Source organism: Streptomyces sp. NPDC057271 (assembly GCF_042668715.1).
GTDB lineage: Bacteria > Actinomycetota > Actinomycetes > Streptomycetales > Streptomycetaceae > Streptomyces.
Genome location: NZ_JBHUYJ010000034.1, coordinates 37,552 through 58,498, shown reverse-complemented (window position 1 = coordinate 58,498; position 20,947 = coordinate 37,552). Strand labels below are relative to the sequence as shown.

Sequence of the window (20,947 nt, the reverse complement as noted above, 5' to 3'; positions counted from 1 at the left end):
TAACGAGTGCGTCCCCGCACACGGTACGGGACCGGGTGCGGGGACGTACGTAACCGAGGGTTCTCGGGGATCAGCCCTTGAAGCGCGGGAAGGCGCTGCGACCGGCGTAGACGGCCGCGTCGTCGAGGATCTCCTCGATGCGCAGGAGCTGGTTGTACTTGGCGACGCGCTCGGAGCGGGCCGGGGCGCCGGTCTTGATCTGGCCGCAGTTGGTGGCGACGGCGAGGTCGGCGATGGTGACGTCCTCGGTCTCGCCGGAGCGGTGGGACATCATGCACTTGAAGCCGTTGCGCTGGGCCATCTCGACGGCGTCCAGGGTCTCGGTCAGCGAACCGATCTGGTTGACCTTGACGAGCAGCGCGTTGGCGGCGCCGTCCTCGATGCCGCGGGCCAGGCGCTCCGGGTTGGTGACGAAGAGGTCGTCACCGACGATCTGGACCTTGGTGCCCAGCTTGTCGGTGAGGACCTTCCAGCCGGCCCAGTCGTCCTCGAACAGCGGGTCCTCGATGGAGACCAGCGGGTACGCGGAGACGAGCTCCTCGTAGTAGTCGGTCATCTCGGCGGCCGAGCGGGACTTGCCCTCGAACTCGTACGAGCCGTCCTTGTAGAACTCGGACGCGGCGACGTCGAGCGCCAGCGCGATGTCCTTGCCCGGGACGTAGCCGGCCTGCTTGATGGCCTCCAGGATGAGGTCGAGCGCCTCGCGGTTGGAGTCCAGGTTGGGGGCGAAGCCGCCCTCGTCGCCGAGGCCGGTGGACAGGCCCTTGGTCTTCAGGACGGACTTGAGGGTGTGGTAGACCTCGGTGCCCCAGCGCAGGGCCTCGGAGAAGGACTCCGCGCCGATCGGCGCGATCATGAACTCCTGGATGTCCACGTTGGAGTCGGCGTGCGAGCCGCCGTTCAGGATGTTCATCATCGGAACGGGCAGCAGGTGCGCGTTCGGGCCGCCGAGGTAGCGGAAGAGCGGGAGGTCGGAGGCCTCGGACGCGGCGTGCGCGACGGCGAGGGAGACGCCGAGGATGGCGTTGGCGCCGAGGGAGGCCTTGTTGTCCGTGGCGTCCAGGTCGAACATGGCCTGGTCGATGAGGCGCTGCTCGGTGGCGTCGTAGCCGACGAGCTCCGGGCCGATCTGCTCGATCACGGCGAGGACGGCCTTCTCGACGCCCTTGCCCTGGTAGCGGTTCTTGTCTCCGTCACGGAGCTCAATGGCCTCGAACGCACCGGTGGAGGCACCGGACGGAACGGCAGCACGGCCGGTGCTGCCGTCGTCGAGGCCGACCTCGACCTCGACCGTGGGGTTGCCTCGGGAGTCCAGGATTTCCCGGGCTACGACGACGTCGATGGACGGCACGAGCATCTCCTTCTGGGATGGGACGCTAGATTTGACGCTTGCGGTGCAGGGTCGCTTTGGCCTTGCGACAAGAGCCTAACCGGCTCCGGGGCTCCCGCCCGCCGGGCGCCCGCCCCCTGGGACGAAAAAGGACCCAAGGGCACGCATCTACGGCCAAAGCCCCCCAGAACTACTCGCCAGTAACCCCGTGGGGCCGCCCCGGGCCCCGCCCCGGGCTCCCCGGAACACGGAACCCCGGTCCGGAGCGCACGGGGGAAACCGCTCCGCACCGGGGTGGTCACCGCGGGAGGGTCGTCGGACCCGCGTGAGCCGCCGGACCCGCGTGAGCCGCCGGACTCACGCGAGCCGCGGGGCTCACTTCAGGTGAAGCTGCTGGCCCGGGTAGATCAGGTCGGCGTCCTCGACGACGTCCTTGTTGAGCTCGAAGAGCTTCGCCCAGCCGCCCTCGACGTCGTGGGCGGCGGCGATGGTGCTCAGCGTGTCGCCGGCGACGACCTTGTACTCGCCGTCACCCTTCTCGACCTTCTTGCCGGTCGGGGTGGTGACGGTCTTCTTGGACTCGGCCTTCTTCGGGGCGGTCCGGGTCTCGCTGCGGGTCGTCGGCTGCTCGGCCTGGCGCTCCTGCTTCGGGGCGGCCGGCTTGGCCGGAGTGCTCTCGGCGGCGCCACCGGTGTAGGCGGCGCTGGAGAGGCCGACGCCGCAGCTCGGCCAGGCACCCTTGCCCTGACCGGCGAGGACCTTCTCGGCGATGGTGATCTGCTGCGACTTCGAGGCCTGGTCGGCGGTCGCGGCGTAGGCGGTGCCACCGTAGGCGGCCCAGGTGGAGGCGGAGAACTGCAGGCCGCCGTAGTAGCCGTTGCCGGTGTTGATGGACCAGTTGCCACCGGACTCGCACTGGGCGACGGTGTCCCACTCGGAGGCCGTGGCGGCCGAGGCGGACCCGGCGGTCATCAGCGGGGCGGCGACGGCGACACCGGCGACACCGGCGAGGGCGACGGCGCGGGCGGCCCTGGAGGGACGACGGTGTTTGCCCTTGACGGAAAACAGCATGGGACTTCTCCTCACCGACGCCTGCGAGGTGAGCTGTCGGGTTCGGGCCATGTGAGTTGCCCGGCCGCGCGACCTTGCGCGCGGCTTCACCCCAAGCCGGTCCGTCGGCCGTCTGTCTCAACGGCCGGGGTCGGCACTTACCTTGGGTCCCCCGCTCCTGCCTACGGCGCTGACGCGACGACTGTTCCCATCGGCCGACGGCAGGATTCGGCGTTTCGGTCGACGGGGCCCGCGGTGGCGAGCGGTCCTGACCGTAGACACAGACCCGGGGGAAGTTCAAAGAGGCCCAGGTCGGACATATCACCCCTACCCGTCACGGGACGAAGGGTGTTTACGCAGGTGAGAGGTGACGGAAGCAGAGTTTGCGGACGGGACGCGCCAGTTGAGACAAAGAGACCCATGTCTCACTGGCGCAGAACCGGACATACAACCCCGAACTACCCCTGTTCCGCGGTCGAACCGAGGCCGAGGTCAAGGCTCTGGCCAGGGACGATCAGGTCCGGATCGGCACCCACCGTGGAGCGGTTGGCGTCATAGAGGGCGCCCCAGCCGCCCGGGAGTTCGTTCTGCTGGGCGATCACGGAGAGGTTGTCGCCCGGCTTGACGGTGTATTCACCGATGGCGCCGGAGATGTCCTGGGCGGTCGTGTTGTCCAGACTGCCCGAAGCGTCCTTGTTGCCTTGGTCGCCCTCACCGCCCTGCTCCACCGGGTCCGCCTCGGCACCCGCGTCGGGTGCCGGGGTGTCAGTCGGCAGGGCATGGCGGCCCTTTTCGCCACTCTCGCCCGGATTGACCGATTCTTCCGGAGCCGCGTCACCGCGGTGCTTCCCCGTGCCCGGGGTCGTCGGCGTGGTCGGCGCGGTGGGGGTGGTGGACGTCTCGGGCGTGGCGGACGCCTCGGGCGCGGTGGACGCCTCGGGCGCGGTGGACGACTCGCCGCCCCCTTCCTCCGTCCCGTAATCCGGCGTGGCGCTCTCGGAGGTGCCGGCCTCCGGCGACGTCGTCCCAGAGCCGGCCGGCAGGCCCGCGGTCCGGTTCGACTCCGGAAGGGGACCCGTGGGCTCCGCCGGCTTCACGGCCGGACCCGGGTCGACGTCCGGCTTCGCGCCGTCCTTCGTCAGCCCGGCGATCGGGGCGCAGGTGGCCCACTGCGTGTCACCCGCGGCGAACGCCTTCTCCGCCACCACGATCTGCTGGGCGCGGCTGGCGAGGTCCGCACTGGTCGCGTAGTCGAGGCCGCCGTGCCGCTCCCAGCTCTCCTGGGTGAACTGGAGCCCGCCGTAGAGCCCGTTGCCGAAGTGGGCGCTCCACAGGCCGCCCGACTCGCACTCGGCGACCCGGTCCCAGGTGGCGGCGTCGGCGGCGGACGCCGAGCCCGCACCGAGGAGGGGAAGCGCCAGAGCCGATCCCGTCACGCCTGCGGCGACAACGATGGCGGGGGCCTGGCGGGGTCTGCGGTGTCGTCCGTTCCCGGAGCGCATGCGGAGGGCCTTTCGCGTGACTGCTGAGGTGACGGTGAACGTAGCCGCATTCGAACGTCAGTAACAAGTCGATGCAGCGGAGATCACGCGAAAGTCACAGTATTGACGGTCCGTCAGTAACCCAAAGGGGAGAACTCGACCGGAAGCGTGCGCAATCCGCGCATGATGAGCCCTCCGCGCCACCGCAGATCGGCCGGATCCACGGCAAGTCGCAGATCCGGCAGGCGAGTCAGCAGCGTCGCGAGCGCGATCTGCCCTTCGAGTCGGGCGAGCGGGGCGCCGATGCAGTAGTGGATGCCGTGCCCGTAGCCGAGGTGCTGGTTGTCGCGCCGGGACAGATCGAGCGTGTCCGGCTCCTCGAAGCGCGCCGGGTCGCGGTCGGCGGCGGCGAGCACGACGAGGACCGGGTCGCCCGCCGGGATCTCCTGTCCGCCGATCGTCAGCGGCTCCATGGCGTACCTCCAGGTCGCCAGCTCCACCGGCCCGTCGTAGCGCAGGAGCTCCTCGACTCCGGTCTCCAGGAGTCCCCTCTCCCCCGCCGCGAGCGAGGCCTGGAGGCGCTCGCGCTGACCGGGGTCGCGCAGCAGGGCGTAGACCCCGTTGCCCACCAGGTTGACCGTCGTCTCGAAGCCGGCGAAGAGCAGGATGAAGGCCATCGCGGCGGCCTCGTTCTCGGTGAGGTGCTCGCCGTGGTCGGAGGCCTTGATGAGCCCGGAGATCAGGTCGTCGCCGGGGTCGAGCCGCTTGCGGTGGATCAGCTCCGCCAGATACCCGCGCATCTTCTTGACCGACCGCGCCACCCCGCCGCGCGGCCCTCCGCCGTGCCGGATCATCATCCCGGCCCAGTCCCGGAAGTCGTCCTGGTCCTCGGGCGGCACGCCGAGCAGGTCGCAGATCGCGTAGATGGGCAGCGGGAAGGCGAACTCGTGGATGAGGTCGGCCTCGCCCTTCGCCGCGAAGGCGTCGATCAGCCGGTCCGTGAGCTCCTGGACCCGGGGAGCGAACTCGGCGACCCGGCGCGGGGTGAACGCCTTGGAGACCAGCCGGCGCAGCCGGGTGTGGTCGGGTGGGTCGATGTTGAGCAGATGTGTCATCAGCTCGGCCTTGCGCTCCCCCGGGATCCCCGTCTTCCCCTTGGCGTGCGCGGGCTCGTCGTGGTGCGCCGGGTTCTTCGACAACCGCTGGTCGGCGAGGGCCTGCCGGGCGTCGGCGTACCGCGTCACCAGCCAGGCCTCGACCCCGCTGGGCAGTTTCGCCCGGTGCACGGGCGCGTGCTCGCGCAGCCAGGCGTAGGCGGGGTACGGATCGGTCGCGAACTCCCAGGTGAAGAGCTCGGGAGCGGGGGTCCGGGCCGGGGGCTCGGCGGGCTGGTCGGCGGGGGTCGTGCTCACCCCTGAGACGGTACAAGGTCACCGCCACACCGGCCTCCGGGCCCGCGATCGTCCAGGATGTGATCGTCCTGTGAAGACGCGTGGCCTAGATTCTCTCGCGTGGATGCCCAGTTGCTACGAAGTACGTTCGCGGTCGTCGAGAGGCGGGCCGAACACGCCGTCACCTTCTTCTACTCCCATCTCTTCTGGCACAACCCGGGCGTCCGCGAGCTCTTCCCCGAGGACATGCGGGCCCAGCGCGACCGGCTCTTCGCCGCGCTCACCCATGTCGTGACCCGCCTGGAGGACCCCGAGCTGCCGGCGTACCTCGCCCATCTGGGACGCGACCACCGCAAGTTCATGGCCACGCCCGCGCTCTACGCCGCCGTCGGGTCCAGCCTCGGCGCCGCGTTCGCGCACGCCGCCGGGGCCGCGTGGACCATCGAGGCCGAGAAGGCGTGGACCGAGGCGTACGGGTACGTCGCCGAACTCATGATGCGGGGCGCGGACGAGGCCGCGGCGGACGGGCAGCCGGCCTGGTGGGACGCCGTCGTCGTCCGCCACCAGCGGCTCGGCGAGGACCTGGCGGTCCTGACCCTCAAGCCGCGTACGCCCTTCGCCCACCTGCCCGGACAGTACGTCGGCGTCAGCTCGCTGCGGGTCCCCCGGGTGTGGCGCACGTATTCCCTGGCCAACGCCGTTCGCCCGGACGGGACGGTGGACCTGCACGTCAGCCGCATCCCGGGCGGTGCGATGAGCACGGCGCTCGTCGACGAGACGCGGGAGGGCGAGTCGCTGCGGCTGAGCGCGCCCGGCGGCGCGCTGACCGCGCGGACCGCCCCGGGCGACCCGCGCAGCTACATCGCCGCCGGGACCGGCTGGGCTCCCGTCAAGGCGCTCCTCGAAGAGGTGGCGGAAGGGCCGCGGGGCGTCGAGGCCCGGCTCTTCCTCGTCGCGCGCGCGAAGGAGTACCTGTACGGGAGGGAGGACGCCGAGCGCCTGCGGGAACGGATACCCGGGCTGCGCGTCACGTACATCACCTCCGCGCCCCGCCACCCCCGCGACCAGGCGACCGAGCGCCTGCTCCACGCGCTGTACACCCGCGGCAACTGGCGGGCGCACGACGTGTATCTGGCCGGTCCGCCCGGCTTCCTCGCCGAGGCGCTCCCGGTCCTGGACCACCTGGGCGCCGCCCGTGTCCACCACGACCGCCTGCCGGCGGTGGCCGGCTTACGCGGCCGCCCGGCCGGCACGGCGGAGTGGTTCATCGACCCGCCGGAAGTCCCCTGGCACGACCCGGCGGCCCGGTCTCCGCACCACCCCTGATCAGGCCCCCGTCGGGTCCGCCGTGGTCCCGGAGTCCTTCTTCGTCGCGCTCTCCGCCGCGAGGATCGTGTCGCGGTAGACGCGGGCGGCGGCGCGCAGCGCTGCCTCCGGGTCGACTCCGGCCGCCTCGGCCCGTGCCGCGAGGCCGAGCAGCTCGTAGCCGATCCCCTCGCCCTTCGGCAGCTCCACGTCCAGGCCGGCCGTCCGCACCCGGCCCGCCAGCTTGGCGGCGAGCACGAGGCCGGGCTGACCGAGCGGCACCCCTTCGGTGACCGAGTCGCGCTGCTTCTCGATCGCCTTGGTGCGCAGCCAGTGCGCCTTGACCTCCTCCGGCGTCTCGGCCTTGGCGTCGCCGAAGACGTGCGGGTGGCGGTGGATCAGCTTCTCCACGATCGTCCCGGCGACATCGTCCACGGAGAACGGCTCCTCCTCGTCCTCCTCCGCGATCCGGGCGTGGAAGACGACCTGGAGCAGGACGTCCCCGAGCTCCTCGCGCAGCTCGGCGCGGTCGCCCTCCTCGATCGCCTCGACGAGTTCGTACGCCTCCTCGATGCCGTACTTGGCGAGCCCCTTGTGGGTCTGGCGCGAGGACCAGGGGCACTCGCGCCTGATCCGGTCCATGACCTGCACCAGGTCGAGGAGACGGGCGCCGGGCAGGTCGTACGAGCCGGGCAGCAGCTCCAGATCGGGCATCGCGACGCGACCCGAGCCGGCCAGCCGGGCGAGCCCGTCGGTGAGCGCCTGGTCGCCCTCGCCGGAGGGCAGGACGACGACGGTCCGTCCCCCGGCGCACGCGTCGACGAGGTCCTGCGCGGCAGGGCGGGCGTGCTCGACGGCGACCCCGGCCTCCCGGAGGTACGGCAGCTGCGGGTGGTGCTCGTCGGCGCACAGCACCCGGTCCGCGCCGTGCAGCGCCTGCCACGCGGACCAGGACAGCAGTCCGGGGGCGACACGGTGGCTGGTGGTGAGCAGGACGACACGCCCGGGGTCGAGGGGTGATTCAGCGTTCACCCTTCGACCTTACGTGGCCGGGGGAACGGACTACGCACCCGCTTCGGCGGTGGCCGGGTCCTGGGTGATCGGGCGCAGCCAGGGGGCCGAGAAGGTGCCGAGCTGGATCTTGGCGTCGTCCCACGTGCCGAAGCGCGGGTTCACGTCGATGCCGAGGTCCTTGGACGCGGCGGTGAAGACCTCCGTGAGCTTCTTCTGGCCCTCGGGGGTGTTCTCGACGCCCAGCTTGGCGGCGATCTTGTTCATCAGGACGGTGCGGCGGACGACCCCGTCGATCTGGTCGGGGGCGACGCCCTGCTGCTGGAGCAGCGTCGCGGCGAGCTGCTCCGCGCCGCCGCTCTGCTGCGTGAACTCGTCCCTGGCCTGCTGGATCTCGGCGCGCGAGGCCGTGATGCCGTTGTCCTCGGCGACCCGGTCCACCACCCGGTCGAAGATCATCACATTGAGCTTCTCACGGCTGAGATCGCCGGTCGCCTCGATCAGCTGCTCCGCCTGCGGTGATGCCTGCTGCGCGGCCCGTACGTCCTCCACCTGCGCCTGGAGGCTGGACACCTCGATCCGTTCGCCGCCGACGACGGCCGCCGCCCCCGGGTGGGCCTCACCGCCGCAGGCGGTGAGCAACGGGGCCGCGGCGAGGAGCGCGGCGGAGACGGAGAGCGCAGTGCGGCGGTGCAAAGGAGCCTCCCGGCGTGGGTCGTGCGTCCGTAGAACGACCTTGCGGTGATCGATGTTAGGCAGTCACCGGAGCCGGGGCCACTACTTCGCGGCCACTACTTCGTCGTGACTGTCTCGACCAACGACGGAACGGTTCGGCTGGTGTCGGTCCCGGGCCGCGGAAGATCGGCGTTCGTGGCCTTCACCAGGAAGTGCGGCCGCCGCTTCACCTCGTAGTAGATGCGTCCGACGTACTCGCCGACGAGACCGAGCATCACCATCTGGACGCCGGCGAGCGCCGTGACGATGACGAGCAGCGTGACGTATCCGGGGGTGTCCACGCCGTTCACCAGCGCGTCCCCGACGATCCAGGCCGCGTACGCGAGCGCCACCGAGACCAGGATCATCCCCAGGTAGACGGCGGCCCGCAGCGGCTTGTTTTTGAAGGAGAGCAGCCCGTCGAGCCCGTAGTTGAGCAGCTTTCCGAAGGTCCATTTCGAGCGGCCCTGCTCACGCACCGCATTCTCGTACTCGAATGTCGTGGTGCGGAATCCGACCCAGGCGAAAAGACCCTTGGAGAAGCGGTTGTACTCGGTGAGTCCGAGGATCGCGTCGACGGTACGGCGCGAGAGCAGCCGGAAGTCGCCGACGCCGTCCACCAGCTCGACGTCCACCAGCCGGTTGATCGCCCGGTAGTAGAGGCGCGCGGTCATGGTGCGGGTGACCCGGTCGCCCTTGCGGGTGCGCCGCGCGATGACCTGGTCGTACCCCTCGCGGTGCAGGGCCACCATGCGGTGCACGAGCTCCGGCGGATGCTGGAGGTCGGCGTCCATGATGACGACCGCGTCGCCCTCCGCGTGCTGGAGGCCGGCCAGCATCGCGGCCTCCTTGCCGAAGTTCCGGCTGAAGGAGACGTAACGGGCGCGGGGGTCGGAGGCGGCGATCTCCTCCAGGAGAGGGAGAGTCCGGTCATGGCTTCCGTCGTCCACGTAGACCAGCTCGAATTCTCCGTCGAAAGCGGAGAATTCTGCGGTCACATGGTCGTGGAAGCGACCGATGATCTCCTCTTCGTTGAAACACGGGACCACGATCGAGAGCAGCACGAAGGACACGACAGCCCACGTGGATGTCTCCGGCCGATTCGAAACATGACCGCCAGACGACCATTCGGTGAACTGGCCCGGCCCGATCACCATTTCGTGTTCCGTAATGGCATATTCACACCATCATGCCTGCTCAGACCAGACCGGCCGGGGGCCGGTCCGCCGGCCTCGCCTCGCTCCTCACCGTCCTCGCCGTCTGCGCGGGAGACGCGGTCGCCCGCACCTTCCCCTTCGGTCCGGAGCACCGGAGCGTCAACGACCTGGCCAACCAGTTCGTCCCGTACCACGCCCACCTGTGGGACCTGCTGCACGGGCGGGGGGACGGCGGGCTGCTCCTCAACTGGCAGTCCGGCTGGGGCACCAGCTTCCTGCCCGACCTCGGGACCTACCTGGGCAGCCCGTTCGCCCTCCTCGTGGCGCTCTTCCCGCGCGACGAGATCGAGTTCGCGGTCTACGCCGTCACGCTCCTGAAGATGGCGGCCGCCTCGGCCGCCACGACCGTGACGCTGCTGCGGCTGCGGCCCGGCCCCTGGTGGGCGGCGGCGGTGCTGGGCGCGTCGTACGGGCTGTGCGGCTGGTCGGTCATCGAGGCCACGTACAACCCGATGTGGCTCGACGGTCTCATCGCCTTCCCGCTGCTGGTCCTGGTCGGCGAGTGGGCACGGCAGGGCCGCCGGCCACTGCTCGGTCCGCTGGTCGTCGCACTCTGCTGGGTGGGCAACTTCTACACCGCGTACATGGCGACCATCGGGGCCGCGCTCGTGCTCCTGGTCCGGCTGGCGGCGGCGCGCGAGCTGCGCGTCCGCGTGGTGGTACGGGGGACGGCGACCGTGCTGCTCGGGATCGGGCTCGCCGCACCGGTCCTCGTGCCGGTGTTCCTCGGCTCCACACACGCGTACCCGGGCTGGACGAACGCCTTCCGGCCGGCCGGCGGGCCGGACTTCCTCGCGCGGCTGCTGCCGGCGACGTACGGCTTCTACACCCCCGCCGCGTTCCTGGGCACCGGGACCCTGCTGCTCGCCGGGGCGCTGCTCTTCCACCGGAAGGTGCCGCGCCGGGAGCGGTGGCTGTGGGCCGGGTTCGTGGTCGCGGTCGGGGTGTCGCTGCAGTGGGGGCCGACGCATCTGGTGTGGCACGTCTTCGCGACTCCGAACGGCAGCCCGTACCGGCAGACGTTCGTCTTCTCCGGCGTCCTGGTCCTCGTCGCCTGGACCGTCCTCTCGTACGGCTGGCCCGGGCGTCGCGCGCTGCTCGGCGGGGTCGGCGTGGTGGCGGCGGTCGGGGTCGGCGCGGTCTCCAGCGAGCTGGTGACCGGCTGGTCGTACCCGCTGTTCGCCCTCGGTCTGGCGGGGGCCTGCGGGGGCCTGTGGCTGGCCGCGCGGGGGAAGGTCCCGGTCGTGGCGGCGGCGCTGCTGGCCGCGGCGCTCGTCGGACAGGCGGCCGCGACCACGGCCTACGCGGACCGGGAACGGCTCGGCCGGCTCGACGACTATCCGGCGTGGGGTGCGGAGCAGCGCAAGCGGACGGAGGCGCTCGCCCGGGCCGACGGCTGGCCCGCGTACCGCACCGACTCCGGCCGCGAGCAGATCACCGGCAACGAGCCGATGCTCTTCGGCGGCCAGGGCGCCGCGTACTACAGCAGCCACACGCCCGCGGTGCTGACGGAGACGCTGGCCGCGCTCGGCGGCGGCTGGACCTCGCGGGGGCGCAATCTGCAGAGCCTGGACAACCCGGTGACGGACGCGCTGTTCGGCGTCGGCGCGCGGTGGCGGGGCGACCGGGTGGTACGGACGGATGCGGTACTGCCGCTGGTGACGGTACGTCCGGAGGGGGCGGCCGTGCCACGGTACGGGACCTCTGCGTTCCGCAACCAGGAGATGCTGCTCGGCGCGTCCGTGTACGGCCTGCCCGGGAAGGCGGCCTGCCCGGTCGGCAGCGAAGTCTTCCTCTGGGCTCCCGACTTCCGGGGGACCGCCAGGCTCGGCGCGGGCGGCACGCCGGTGACGCTGAGCGGTGAGCTGCCGAAGTGGCGGGCCGCGCTGACCTCACTGGGTGTCCAGGAGACGGCGGGCGAGGTCGTCGGCCTGAAGGGCGAACGCGGCGGTGGCCACGAGGTCGGCTGCCTGGACCGGGGGCGGCTGGCGGCGGCGGTGGAGCGGCTGCGCGCGAAGGCGGCGACCTCGGTCGACGTCACCGACAGCGGCATCCGCGCGGAGCTTCCGCCGGGGACGAAGGGCACGGCGCTGATCGCGGCCCCGAGGATCGCGGGCTGGACCTGCGAGGGCCGCCCGGCGGCCTCGTACGGCGGCCTGGTGGCCGTGGCTCTCGACGGACGGACGTCGGTGAGCTGCGACTTCCGCCCGCCGGGCCTGCGCGCGGGCCTCGGCGTGGGGGCGGTCGCGGCGGTGCTGCTGGGCGTGTGGGTGTGGTGGTCGCGACGGCACGGCCGACGCCTCCCCCCGGAGCTCCCACCAGAAGCCGCCGTCCGGGCGGACGCACTCGTCTTCGAGGCCCCCGCCTGGGCCGCCTTCGTCGGCGGTATCAAAGCCGGGGCGCTGGGAGCATCAGGGCAGTAGCGTGAACCCCCCTGCGTGCGCGGGGCGGACGGCTCCGAAGTGGCGGCGGTCGGTCATGCGGCACGCTCCTTCGGCGATGAGAGACATGGGCGGCAGCGGCCTGGCTCCGGGGCGCGGAAGGCGAGGTCACAGTCCTCACAGGTCTGAAAGGGGTGCGGGGCCGGGATCACGGGTTCCGCCGGGACCGGGGGCGGGAGCAGGGCCGTCAGGCGGTAGGACAGGAGGCCCGCCGGGTGCGTCAGGTCGGCCGGGAGGTCCGCCGTGAGTGTGCGGCGGATGGCGTCGGAGTGAGCGCCTCGGTCCAACCAGGCGGTGACTCCGGGAGCCAGGCGCTGGATGTCCCGTACCGAGAGGAGCAGGCGGTGGTCCTGGGCCCGCAAGCCGAGGAGCAGGGTTGCGGCCGGGCCCTCGGGCAGGCCGACCGGTGGCGCGGGGGCGGGGGTACGGGGGGAGGCGGCGGCGGGGGCGGGCTTCGGGTTCGACGGAGGTCCCGGGTCCGGCTCGGGCTGCGGATCCGGTTCGGGGTCCGGGTCCGGCTCGGGCTCCGGGGCCTGCGGGTTCGGGTCCTCCGAGTTCGGCTCGGTCACCCCAGGGCGGTTGTACGAGACCGTGCGCGTGGCCATCCGTCCGCCCGGCAGCCGCTCAAGGGTCCTGGCGAGATAGCCGTACGTCTCCAGATCCCGCAGCGCGGCGGCGATACGGATCTCGCCCTCCGGGAAGCGCTCCGCGAGCGACCTGATCGAGATGCAGGTACCGGCTGGGAGCGACTGGATGTGAACGGCGAGACCGATCGCGAGCAGCGAGAGCTCCTCGTGCTGGGCGAGGTGGTTGCCGATCACGGTGAAGCGACTGGTGTGCTTCACCTTGACGTGGATGACGCCCCCGCGAGGTGCGGGCGCGCTAAGGTGCTGGGTATCCATCGGGAAGCTGCTTCTTCCTCGTTGGTCAGGCCCTCGATCGGGATTGCGAGTCCCGGCCGGGGGCCGAACTGTTTTCAGTTGGGTCGCCGAGAGCATATGCCAGGCAACCCGCACCAAATCCAGCCCAGTTGGCACAGTTCGCTCGTGTGGGTGACGGGGGCGTCCTGGGGAGGCTGGAGGGGTGGGGAGGGTACTTCCCCCGGTTCTTTGGTCTTTGATCCCGCGCCTCACCGCACCACGTCCGGCCACGATCCGGCAGCGGGATGTCGGCCGAGCCCGGACGACATCGACGAACTCGCCGCCGCCCGGGCCGAGAACGTCATGCACCTCACCGAGAAGTACGCGCTGCGTAGGATCGCGGACGTGGACGAACTCGTCACCGCGAACAACATGCGCACCGGCGACGACGCCGGGGAGCCTCCGCGGCGGCCCTGACGAAAGGAGATGTCGATGCTGGGAGTCACCAACCTCTCCACCTACGCCCTGGGGACCCTCCTCATCATTCTTCTGCCGGGGCCCAGTTCGCTGTACACGCTGTCCGTCGCCGCCCGCCGGGGCGTGCGGACCGGATACCGCGCCGCGACCGGTGTCTTCGTGGGAGAGGCGCTGCTGATGCTCGGTACCGCGGCGGGGCTCGCCTCGCTGCTGCGTACCAACGCGGTCGTCTTCTCGGTCGTCAAGTACGCCGGAGCCGGCTACCTCGCCTGGATCGCGCTCGGGATGATCCGCGCGGCCTGGGGGATGTGGCGCCGCCGCAACCAGTCGGCGGAGGCCGCGGGAGCGGACGCGGGCGAGGGCGGGGGCGGAGAGGAGCGGCCGTTCCGGCGCTCGCTCGTGATCACCCTGCTCAACCCGAAGGCGATCCTCTTCTTCATCTCCTTCTTCGTGCAGTTCGTGGACCCGGCGTACCCGCATCCCGCCCTGTCCTTCACCCTGCTCGCCGCGATCTACCAGGTCATCAGCGTGAGCTATGTGACCGCACTCATCCTCGGTGGCACCTACCTCTCCGCACAGTTCCGTCGCCGCAGGCGGCTGTCCGCCGGACTGACGAGCGGCGCCGGAGCGCTGTTCCTCGGGTTCGCGGCCAAGCTCGCGACCACCGACGGCTGACACACCGGAGGGGCCGGACCCCAGCCGGGTCCGACCCCTCCGTGCGCGTCGTGCGCGTGCCGCGTCAGTTCTTGACGGGGTTCAGGCAGAGGACGAACTTGTACGACTCCAGCTGCTGCGCGAGCGCGACCTCGCTCACGTCGCCGCACTTCTCCACGTCGAAGGTGTCGTCGATGACCTTCACGACCTTGTAGAGGTCGGGCACCTTCTCGCCGCACGGCTTGCTCTCGACCTCGGGGTCGGTGTCGGAACCGGTCACGGTCACGCACTCGCCGACCTTGGCGGAGACGGGCGCCTCACCCGTGAGGTACGGGAGGCCGAGCTTCCAGAACAGGATCGCGGCGAACGCCACGACGATGCTCAGGATCGTCTTGCCTATGCTGCGCTTCTTCTTCGCCGGCTCGGCGGGCGCGAGGGGCTGCTCGGCAGGGGGGAGGGGCTGCTCGGGGGAGGCGGGCGGCTGCGTCGTCATGAGGTCTTCCTTGGGGACGTGAACATGATCAGACGCGAACGCTACATCTCATGGAAAGGGCAAAGCGGACCTAGAAGATCCACTTCTTCATCAGTTGCGGACTCGTGACTCTGGCGCCCCGTCAGGCGAGGCGGCCCATCTGCTGCTGGCGCGCCAACGCGCGGCGCAGGTCGGTCGGGAGCGCGTGATACGGGCCGTACGCCCGTTCCGTGTCGTACAGGAGCGCCTGGAGCTGCTGGTGGGCCGCCGTGTGGTCGCCCATCGCCAGGAGGAGGTTGCCGATCCGGCGGCGGATGTCGAAGAACCGGCTCTGGTCCGTGCCGTGCTCGACGAACGGCAGCAGGGCGCGGTACTCCGTCAGCGCCGCGGCCGTCTCCCCCAGGTGCTCGAGACACTGCGCCGCCTCGTAGCGGAACTGCAGGGTCTGCGGGTCGGCCGGGCCGGACTCCGCCGCGCGGTCCTCCGCGAGCCGACGCAGCTCCGGCAGGGCGCGGCGGTACTGGCCGTCGTCCATGAGCGTCGTCGCGTACTGCTTGCGCAGGATGCGGACGACGGGCGAGTGTTCGCCGTGCTCCGCGGCGGCCGCGGGCAGGATGGAGCCGAGGAGGTCGACGGCCCGCGTCAGGGAGCCCTCGCCGAGCAGCCGCTTGACCTCGTCGACCGTGGCGGCCACGTCCGGGCGGGCGACCGGCGGCGGGACCGGAGGGGCCACCGACGGGGCGGGGGCGGAGGCGCGGTCGGGCCAGGGCGCGTGCGGGCGCAGGAAGGGGCGGGTCGGGTCGAGCGGCCCGGCCGGGGCACCGCGCGCAGGAAGCAGCGGCAGCAGCGCCTCGTACACCTCGTGCGCCCCTGCCGGGCGGTGCTGCGGGTCCTTGGTGAGCAGCCGCAGCACGAGCGCCTCCAGGGCCTCCGGCACCTCGGGGCGCAGCTGGCGTACCGGCAGCGGCGGCTCGTACAGATGGCGGTGGAGCACGCCGAGCGCGGTCGACCCGGCGAACGGGACGTTTCCGCTGAGGAGTTCGTGCATCAGGACGCCGAGCGCGTACAGATCGGTGTACGGGCCGACGGCGCCGCCCATGGCCTGCTCGGGCGCCATGTAGGCCGGGCTGCCGATCGGCGAGCCGGTGTGGGTGAGACGGGTGGTGTCGGTGTCCAGGACGGAGGCCACGCCGAGGTCCAGGACGGTGACCGTGCCGTCCGGACGCACCATCACGTTCCGCGGCTTGAGGTCGCGGTGGACGATCGGCACCGCGTGCACGGCGGCGAGCACCGCGCACAGCTGGGCGGCGACGGAGACGGTCCACTCCCAGGGGTACGGGTCGTGCTCGGCGAGGTGGTCGGCGAGGTCCGCGCCGTCGACGTACTGCATCACGAGGTAGAGGTCGTCCCCGTCGCTGCCCGCGTCGTGGACGGTGACCAGGCCGGGGTGGTCGACCTGGGCCGTGACCCGGCACTCGCGGACGAAGCGGCGCCGGAGCTCCTCGGCGGCGGTGGCGGGGCCGGTCATGGTGGCGGGGCGGAGCAGCTTGACGGCGACGCGGCGGTCGAGCCGTCCGTCGTACGCCGTCCAGACCTGGCCCATGCCGCCCTGACCGACGACGGTGGACAGTTCGTACCGTCCGCCGATGACGCGTCCGTTCACTTCCCCTCGTCCTTACGGAGGAGGTCGCTGAGCTCGTCCAGCTCGGCGCGGACCTGGTCGATCCGGGGGTTGGAGGGCGGGGTGGCGGGGTGGGGCGGGACCACGGGCTGGTGCTGCGGTTGCTGCGGCTGCTGCAGGGGCCGGGGGTAGTGCTGGGGCTGGGGCTGGGGCTGGGACTGGGGCTGGGACTGGGGCTGGGGCTGGGACTGGGGCTGGGGCTGGGACTGGGACTGGGGCTGGGACTGGGGCTGGGGCTGGGGCCGCGCCGGGGGGACGTGACCGGCCTGGTGGCGCGGCACGGTCGTCCCGTACGGGCTGTACGGAGAGGCGCCCGCCGTGGACACGAGACCGAGGCGGACCTTGTCGTGCTTGAAGTCGGCGACCAGGAAGTAGACCGTGAACGCCGCCGCGTTGAGCAGGATCATCGCCATGGCGACGTCCGCCTGCGTCGTCTCGACGTCCTCCGGCAGCAGGACCATGCCGGTGACCATGACGGCCGCGGAGACTCCGCACAGGATCCAGTCGAGCGGGCGACGGGTCACCACGGCGAGCCGGATCATGGTCCCCCACGTCAGGAACCCGATGCTGAACAGCGGCAGCATCGCGAACAGCACGCGGAGCACGATCACCGACGTCGGAATGGCACGCGGTGGTGGCGGAGGCGCATAGCCGTGGCCGTACATTCCTTGCTCCTGGGCGTTCGTTTCGGTTGCGGAGACGAGCGTATACACCGACGGGGACAACGGCTCCGGGGTTGTACCGAACCGTTGCCGGACCGATCACGGTGCCACCGCTCAGGGCGCGACCGTGCCGTCCGCGAGGCCGTCGTACAGCCCCTGGACCAGCTGCTCACCGAGCCGGCCCGCGAGCCGCAGCGCGTCCTCGAACTCGGCGAGGGCCCGGAACCGCTGCCCGTACCGCTGCTGTTCGGCGAGCGGCAGGCGCGGGAGCTGGAGGCGGCGGACGTCGAGCCGGGTGGCGGTGGAGGCGTAGCTGCTGGCCTGGCGGGTGTTGGCGGTACCGCGCAGGAACCCGGCCAGGAACCAGGGGTCGAGCGCGGCCGGGTCGGGGCGCAGGAGCTGGAGGTTGCGTCCGAGCGCCGCTCCGGCGGTGGCGGCGTCGACGACCCGGGCGAGGGAGCCGCCGCCGAGGACGGGGACGACGACGTCGCCTTCGGCGAGGACGACGGGCTCCTCGGGGGCTCCGTCGGGGAGCGCCCCGGAGGGCGGCTGGGCGGCGAAGACGTCGTTCTCCGTGAGGACCCTCAGGGGGGCGCCGTCGAAGGCGGTGGTGCCGGTGCCGCCCGCGCGGAGTTCGAGGGCTCCGGTGCGCGCCAGTTCGCCGACGGTGACGCCGGTGGGCCGGGCGGCCGCGGCCGGGTCGGCGGCGGTGTCCGCGGGCAGGGCCGGGGGCGGAGTGAGTGCGACGGTGTGGCCCAGGGTCTCGGCCAGCCGGTCGCGGACCGCGAGGAGTTCGGCGGCGCCGCCGCCCGCGGCCGGGGGCGGCAGATGGCGGGCGGGTGCCAGGTCGACGTCGTCGTCGAGGAGTTCGATGACGGGCACGGACCTGCTCGCGCCGGGGGTCTCGGCGACCGTGCCGTGCTTGTCGAAGGGCAGCCACGCGTCCAGCACGGCGGTGTGGACCGCCTGCCAGTCGAGCTTGTCGCGGCCCGCGCCGCCGATGTGGTCGGCGGTCGTGTCGACGACGAGCAGCTCCGGTGAGGGGGTGACGCCGGGGGCGGGTCTGCGCAGCACCCAGAGGTGGAGCGGGATGCCGTAGGGCGGGGCCGCGCCGGCGGGCAGGGCGACGACGGCCCGCAGGGCACCCCTGCGCAGGAGGTCGGCGCGGATGCGGCGGCCGGAGCGCCGGGAGGCGGCGGCCGGCGGCATGAGCAGGACGGCGGTGCCGCCGGGGCGGAGCCGCGCCAGGGCGTGCTGGACCCAGGCCAGTTCGGATTCCGTGCGGGCCGGGAAGCCGTACTCCCAGCGGGGGTCGTAGGCCAGTTCGTCGTGGCCCCAGTTGCGCTCGTTGAAGGGCGGGTGGCAGAGCACCGTGTCCGCCGTCAGGTGGGGGAAGGCGTCGGCGCGCAGGCTGTCCCCGGTCCGTACGCGGATGTCGGCGGCGGAGGCGAGGGCGAGGCGCAGGGCGGTGAGCGTGGCCAGGTCGGGGTCGGCGTCCTGGCCGTACAGGGCGCCGGGGTGGGTGACGGCGCGGAGCAGGCCGCCGGTACCGGAGGCCGGGTCGAGGACGGTGGGGGCGGGGCCGGCGCCGGGGGCGGCGAGCGCGGCCATCAGGGCGGCGGGTCCGGGCGGGGTCAGCGTGTACTGGCGCGGGTTGGCGTCGAGGTGGCGGCCGAGCAGGAACTCGAAGGCCTGCCGGGCACCGGTCTCGGCGGCGAGGTCCGCGGCGCCGCGGAGGAGGGGTACGGCGGGGGCGAGTTCGGCCGCGGTGGGCGTACGGACCGCCGGATCGACACCGAAGCGTTCGGTGAGGACCTCCTCGAGCGCGACCGGCAGGGTCTCGGCGAGTCGCCGGTCGGAGACGGCGGCGAGGGCCGGCCAGGCGGTGGGGCGGTCCCGTACGAGCAGCAGGACGCAGCCGGCCTGGGCGAGGGCCGTGACGGCGCCCGCCGGATGGCCGGCGATCTGCTGCCAGACCCGCTCGCGCAGGGGGACCTCCGCGAGTTTGCCCTGGGCGCGGAGCCAGCGCTCGACGTCGGCGAGGGCGAAGGCGGGGCTGGTCTCCGTGCCGCCCACGGGCCGGGGGAAATCGGCGTGGCGGCGGCGCCAGTTGCTCACCGCCGCCCGTCCGACTCCGGCGAGCCGGGCGATCCCGGCGGCGGTCACCTCTGCTGCGTGCTCCGGCACCTGGCCTGCCTCCCTTGGCTTCCCGCACGATTCCCCGCGTTCACGTGCTGTGACCCCGATCCTACCGACGCGCGCAAGACCCATCCCTTCACAGCGTGAGTCGAATCAAATCCTGCGAACCGTGTTGACTCGGTTCACAGCCTCTGTTGTTATTGATTCATCGCTCCACGGGGGTCCGGAAGGGCCCGATCAACCATCGACGCGTCTCGTCCGGGAGGACACCCATGTCGTACGACACCCAGACTCCGCAGGTCCCGCACGTGGCCGCGCGCAACGGTCTCGGCACCGCGGCCCTCGTTCTCGGCATCATCGGCACGCTCTCCGGCCTCATCCCGCTCCTCTTCTGGCTGGCCGGCATCCTCGGCCTGATCGCGCTGATCCTCGGCCTCACGGGCAGAGGCCGCGTGAAGCGCGGCGAGGCGAACAACAAGGGCGTGACGACGACCGGCGCGATCCTCGGCCTCGCCGCCCTGATCCTCTCGGTGGTCGGCGCGGTCATCACGTTCACCGTCGTGAACGACGCGGTGAACGAGATCGACAAGACCATCCGGGAGTCCGCCCCGAAGGACCCCTCCGGCAGCACGGCCAAGGGGAACGCGGGCAAGGGCCTCGCCGCCGGGGACACCGCGATCTACGACGACATCAAGGTCACGGTCTCGGAGGCCACGACGTACAAGCCCAGCGAGTTCGCCGCCGGCCACACCGAGGGCAACAAGGCGTACCAGGTGACGGTCGTCATCGCGAACGGCGGCAAGAAGAAGTTCGACGCCGCGCTGGTGACGCTGAGCGCCCGCGCCGGCAAGGACGGTGTGACCGCCGAGCAGATCTTCGACGAGAAGGTCGGCACCGGCTTCAGCGGCTCCATCCTGCCCGGCAGGAAGTCAACGGTCGTCTACGCCTTCGACGCCCCGAATGACGCCAAGGACCTCTCGGTCGAGGTCAGCCCCGGCCTGGAGCACGAGGCCTCCCAGTGGGAGCTGAAGGTCGGCTGACCCTCCGCCCCGCACCGCCATCCGCCCCGCACCGCCCCCCACCGCTCAGCCCTTCGCACTCCCTGTGAACGCCTCCCCACCCCCGGAGAACCCACCATGTCTGCCGCCCGCCCCCGCCACCCCCGAAGCCGCCGCACCGCACTGGTCTCCGCGCTCTGCGCCGCGGTCGCGCTCAGCGCCACCGCCTGCGGCCCCTTCTCGGGCGAGGCGAAGGCCTCCGGGCCCTTCGGGGACCTGACCGGACCCGAGATCGCCGACAAGGCCGTCGCCGCGACGAAGAAGGCCGACTCCCTGACACTCGACCTCGCCACGACGACGACCGACGGGCCGATGAAGGCGTATCTGTCGATGAACACGGCCGGACAGTGCGCCGGCACCCTGACCGTCGGCACGACGGGGACGGCCGAGCTGGTCAAGGCCGACGACAAGGACGTCTACCTCCGCTTCGACGAGGCGTTCCTGCGGGCCCAGGCGAAGGGCGAGCCGGCCGAGGTCCAGGAGGCCGTCCTCAAGGAGCTGAAGGGCCGCTGGGTGAAGACCCCGGTGACCGACCCGGAGGCAAAGGACAACCTCGAACTCTGCGACCTGAAGGCGCTCCTGGGCGACTTCGAGCAGGGGACCGACTTCGCGGTCAAGGGCAAGGAGACGACCGTCGGCGGCAAGAAGGCGCTGACACTCACGGAGAAGTCCGGCGGCGAGTCGACGACGGTCTACGTGGCGACGCAGGGCGAGCCGCACATCCTGAAGATCGTGACGGTGGGCGGCGAGGAGCCGGGGACGATGACGTTCCGCGACTACGGAAAGCCCGTCGTGGCGAAGGCGCCGGCGGCCCAGGACGTCGTCGACGAGGAGAAGGCCGGCTGACCCGCACGGACACGGGCGCCGACAACGGCGTGGGGGGAAACACAAGGGGGTGGTACCCACCCCGTCGCGCTGGTCACAGTGTAGGTGGGGACCCCAAATTTTGCTCGCCGTGGACAGCCTCACCGTGGGAGAACCCTAAGTGTGACAGAAACAACGCG

Annotated in this window: 18 protein-coding genes and 1 riboswitch; of the genes, 6 read left to right on the top strand and 12 right to left on the bottom strand. The window is 71.8% G+C overall.

What is annotated here, in order from left to right; translation table 11 throughout:
• Positions 1-70 precede the first annotated feature (70 nt).
• From eno to ACFUJR_RS17950, 4 genes are all read right to left on the bottom strand, one after another.
• The gene (gene eno, locus ACFUJR_RS17965; protein ID WP_383173504.1) at positions 71-1,357 is read right to left on the bottom strand and encodes a phosphopyruvate hydratase; all 1,287 of its coding nucleotides are present in this window, start codon (positions 1,355-1,357) and stop codon (positions 71-73) included.
• 348 nt (positions 1,358-1,705) lie between these two features.
• Positions 1,706-2,401 (bottom strand): transglycosylase family protein, encoded by a 696-nt coding sequence (locus ACFUJR_RS17960; protein ID WP_383173507.1) that lies wholly within the window; start codon positions 2,399-2,401, stop codon positions 1,706-1,708.
• 3 nt (positions 2,402-2,404) lie between these two features.
• Positions 2,405-2,624: riboswitch (cyclic di-AMP (ydaO/yuaA leader) on the bottom strand.
• A 214-nt stretch (positions 2,625-2,838) separates the two neighbouring features.
• Positions 2,839-3,816: a transglycosylase family protein gene (locus ACFUJR_RS17955; RefSeq protein WP_383173510.1), complete on the bottom strand. Its 978-nt coding sequence runs from the start codon at positions 3,814-3,816 to the stop codon at positions 2,839-2,841.
• Between the two features lie 179 nt (positions 3,817-3,995).
• Positions 3,996-5,273, bottom strand: a complete 1,278-nt coding sequence (locus ACFUJR_RS17950) for a cytochrome P450 (RefSeq protein ID WP_383173513.1) — start codon at positions 5,271-5,273, stop codon at positions 3,996-3,998.
• A gap of 99 nt (positions 5,274-5,372) precedes the next feature.
• On the opposite strand from ACFUJR_RS17950, the gene ACFUJR_RS17945 reads away from it, so the two are divergent.
• Positions 5,373-6,578 (top strand): globin domain-containing protein, encoded by a 1,206-nt coding sequence (locus ACFUJR_RS17945; RefSeq protein WP_383173516.1) that lies wholly within the window; start codon positions 5,373-5,375, stop codon positions 6,576-6,578.
• On the opposite strand, the gene ACFUJR_RS17940 is transcribed toward ACFUJR_RS17945, so the two are convergent.
• The 3 genes from ACFUJR_RS17940 to ACFUJR_RS17930 all read right to left on the bottom strand — a co-directional run bounded on the left by ACFUJR_RS17940 (position 6,579) and on the right by ACFUJR_RS17930 (position 9,346).
• Positions 6,579-7,589, bottom strand: coding sequence for a nucleoside triphosphate pyrophosphohydrolase (locus ACFUJR_RS17940; protein WP_383173519.1), 1,011 nt, complete (start codon positions 7,587-7,589; stop codon positions 6,579-6,581). It abuts the gene before it with no gap.
• 30 nt (positions 7,590-7,619) lie between these two features.
• The gene (locus ACFUJR_RS17935; protein WP_383173521.1) at positions 7,620-8,264 is read right to left on the bottom strand and encodes a SurA N-terminal domain-containing protein; all 645 of its coding nucleotides are present in this window, start codon (positions 8,262-8,264) and stop codon (positions 7,620-7,622) included.
• 95 nt (positions 8,265-8,359) lie between these two features.
• Positions 8,360-9,346 carry a glycosyltransferase family 2 protein gene (locus tag ACFUJR_RS17930; protein ID WP_383173554.1) on the bottom strand — a complete coding sequence of 329 codons (987 nt, stop codon included), beginning with the start codon at positions 9,344-9,346 and terminating at the stop codon, positions 8,360-8,362.
• Positions 9,347-9,471: 125 nt separating this feature from the next.
• On the opposite strand from ACFUJR_RS17930, the gene ACFUJR_RS17925 reads away from it, so the two are divergent.
• Positions 9,472-11,922 (top strand): YfhO family protein, encoded by a 2,451-nt coding sequence (locus ACFUJR_RS17925; protein ID WP_383173524.1) that lies wholly within the window; start codon positions 9,472-9,474, stop codon positions 11,920-11,922.
• Positions 11,923-11,975: 53 nt separating this feature from the next.
• Here ACFUJR_RS17925 and ACFUJR_RS17920 read toward each other — a convergent pair whose 3' ends face one another.
• Positions 11,976-12,785: a helix-turn-helix domain-containing protein gene (locus ACFUJR_RS17920; protein WP_383173527.1), complete on the bottom strand. Its 810-nt coding sequence runs from the start codon at positions 12,783-12,785 to the stop codon at positions 11,976-11,978.
• 264 nt (positions 12,786-13,049) lie between these two features.
• Between ACFUJR_RS17920 and ACFUJR_RS17915 the strand changes: the two genes are divergently transcribed.
• Complete coding sequence (locus tag ACFUJR_RS17915) at positions 13,050-13,277, top strand: hypothetical protein (protein ID WP_383173530.1); 228 nt, start codon at positions 13,050-13,052, stop codon at positions 13,275-13,277.
• Between the two features lie 15 nt (positions 13,278-13,292).
• Positions 13,293-13,952, top strand: a complete 660-nt coding sequence (gene leuE, locus ACFUJR_RS17910) for a leucine efflux protein LeuE (RefSeq protein WP_383173533.1) — start codon at positions 13,293-13,295, stop codon at positions 13,950-13,952.
• 64 nt (positions 13,953-14,016) lie between these two features.
• Here leuE and ACFUJR_RS17905 read toward each other — a convergent pair whose 3' ends face one another.
• The 4 genes from ACFUJR_RS17905 to ACFUJR_RS17890 all read right to left on the bottom strand — a co-directional run bounded on the left by ACFUJR_RS17905 (position 14,017) and on the right by ACFUJR_RS17890 (position 18,933).
• Positions 14,017-14,424 (bottom strand): hypothetical protein, encoded by a 408-nt coding sequence (locus tag ACFUJR_RS17905; protein ID WP_383173536.1) that lies wholly within the window; start codon positions 14,422-14,424, stop codon positions 14,017-14,019.
• Positions 14,425-14,545: 121 nt separating this feature from the next.
• Positions 14,546-16,066, bottom strand: a complete 1,521-nt coding sequence (locus ACFUJR_RS17900; RefSeq protein WP_383173538.1) for a protein kinase — start codon at positions 16,064-16,066, stop codon at positions 14,546-14,548.
• Positions 16,063-16,695, bottom strand: a complete 633-nt coding sequence (locus tag ACFUJR_RS17895) for a hypothetical protein (RefSeq protein WP_383173541.1) — start codon at positions 16,693-16,695, stop codon at positions 16,063-16,065. The genes ACFUJR_RS17900 and ACFUJR_RS17895 overlap by 4 nt, the downstream gene beginning before the upstream one ends.
• Positions 16,696-16,860: 165 nt before the next feature.
• Positions 16,861-18,933 (bottom strand): N-6 DNA methylase, encoded by a 2,073-nt coding sequence (locus tag ACFUJR_RS17890; RefSeq protein ID WP_383173544.1) that lies wholly within the window; start codon positions 18,931-18,933, stop codon positions 16,861-16,863.
• Between the two features lie 224 nt (positions 18,934-19,157).
• On the opposite strand from ACFUJR_RS17890, the gene ACFUJR_RS17885 reads away from it, so the two are divergent.
• Positions 19,158-19,925, top strand: coding sequence for a DUF4352 domain-containing protein (locus ACFUJR_RS17885; RefSeq protein ID WP_383173547.1), 768 nt, complete (start codon positions 19,158-19,160; stop codon positions 19,923-19,925).
• Positions 19,926-20,021: 96 nt separating this feature from the next.
• Positions 20,022-20,789 (top strand): hypothetical protein, encoded by a 768-nt coding sequence (locus ACFUJR_RS17880; protein ID WP_383173551.1) that lies wholly within the window; start codon positions 20,022-20,024, stop codon positions 20,787-20,789.
• Positions 20,790-20,947 lie beyond the last annotated feature (158 nt).

Bases quoted from the DNA above. Each gene is read 5' to 3' on its own strand.
- eno (WP_383173504.1), bottom strand. From the start codon at position 1,357: ATGCTCGTGCCGTCCATCGACGTCGTCGTAGCCCGGGAAATCCTGGAC.
- ACFUJR_RS17960 (WP_383173507.1), bottom strand. From the start codon at position 2,401: ATGCTGTTTTCCGTCAAGGGCAAACACCGTCGTCCCTCCAGGGCCGCC.
- ACFUJR_RS17925 (WP_383173524.1), top strand. From the start codon at position 9,472: ATGCCTGCTCAGACCAGACCGGCCGGGGGCCGGTCCGCCGGCCTCGCC.
- leuE (WP_383173533.1), top strand. From the start codon at position 13,293: ATGCTGGGAGTCACCAACCTCTCCACCTACGCCCTGGGGACCCTCCTC.
- ACFUJR_RS17905 (WP_383173536.1), bottom strand. From the start codon at position 14,424: ATGACGACGCAGCCGCCCGCCTCCCCCGAGCAGCCCCTCCCCCCTGCC.
- ACFUJR_RS17885 (WP_383173547.1), top strand. From the start codon at position 19,158: ATGTCGTACGACACCCAGACTCCGCAGGTCCCGCACGTGGCCGCGCGC.
- ACFUJR_RS17880 (WP_383173551.1), top strand. From the start codon at position 20,022: ATGTCTGCCGCCCGCCCCCGCCACCCCCGAAGCCGCCGCACCGCACTG.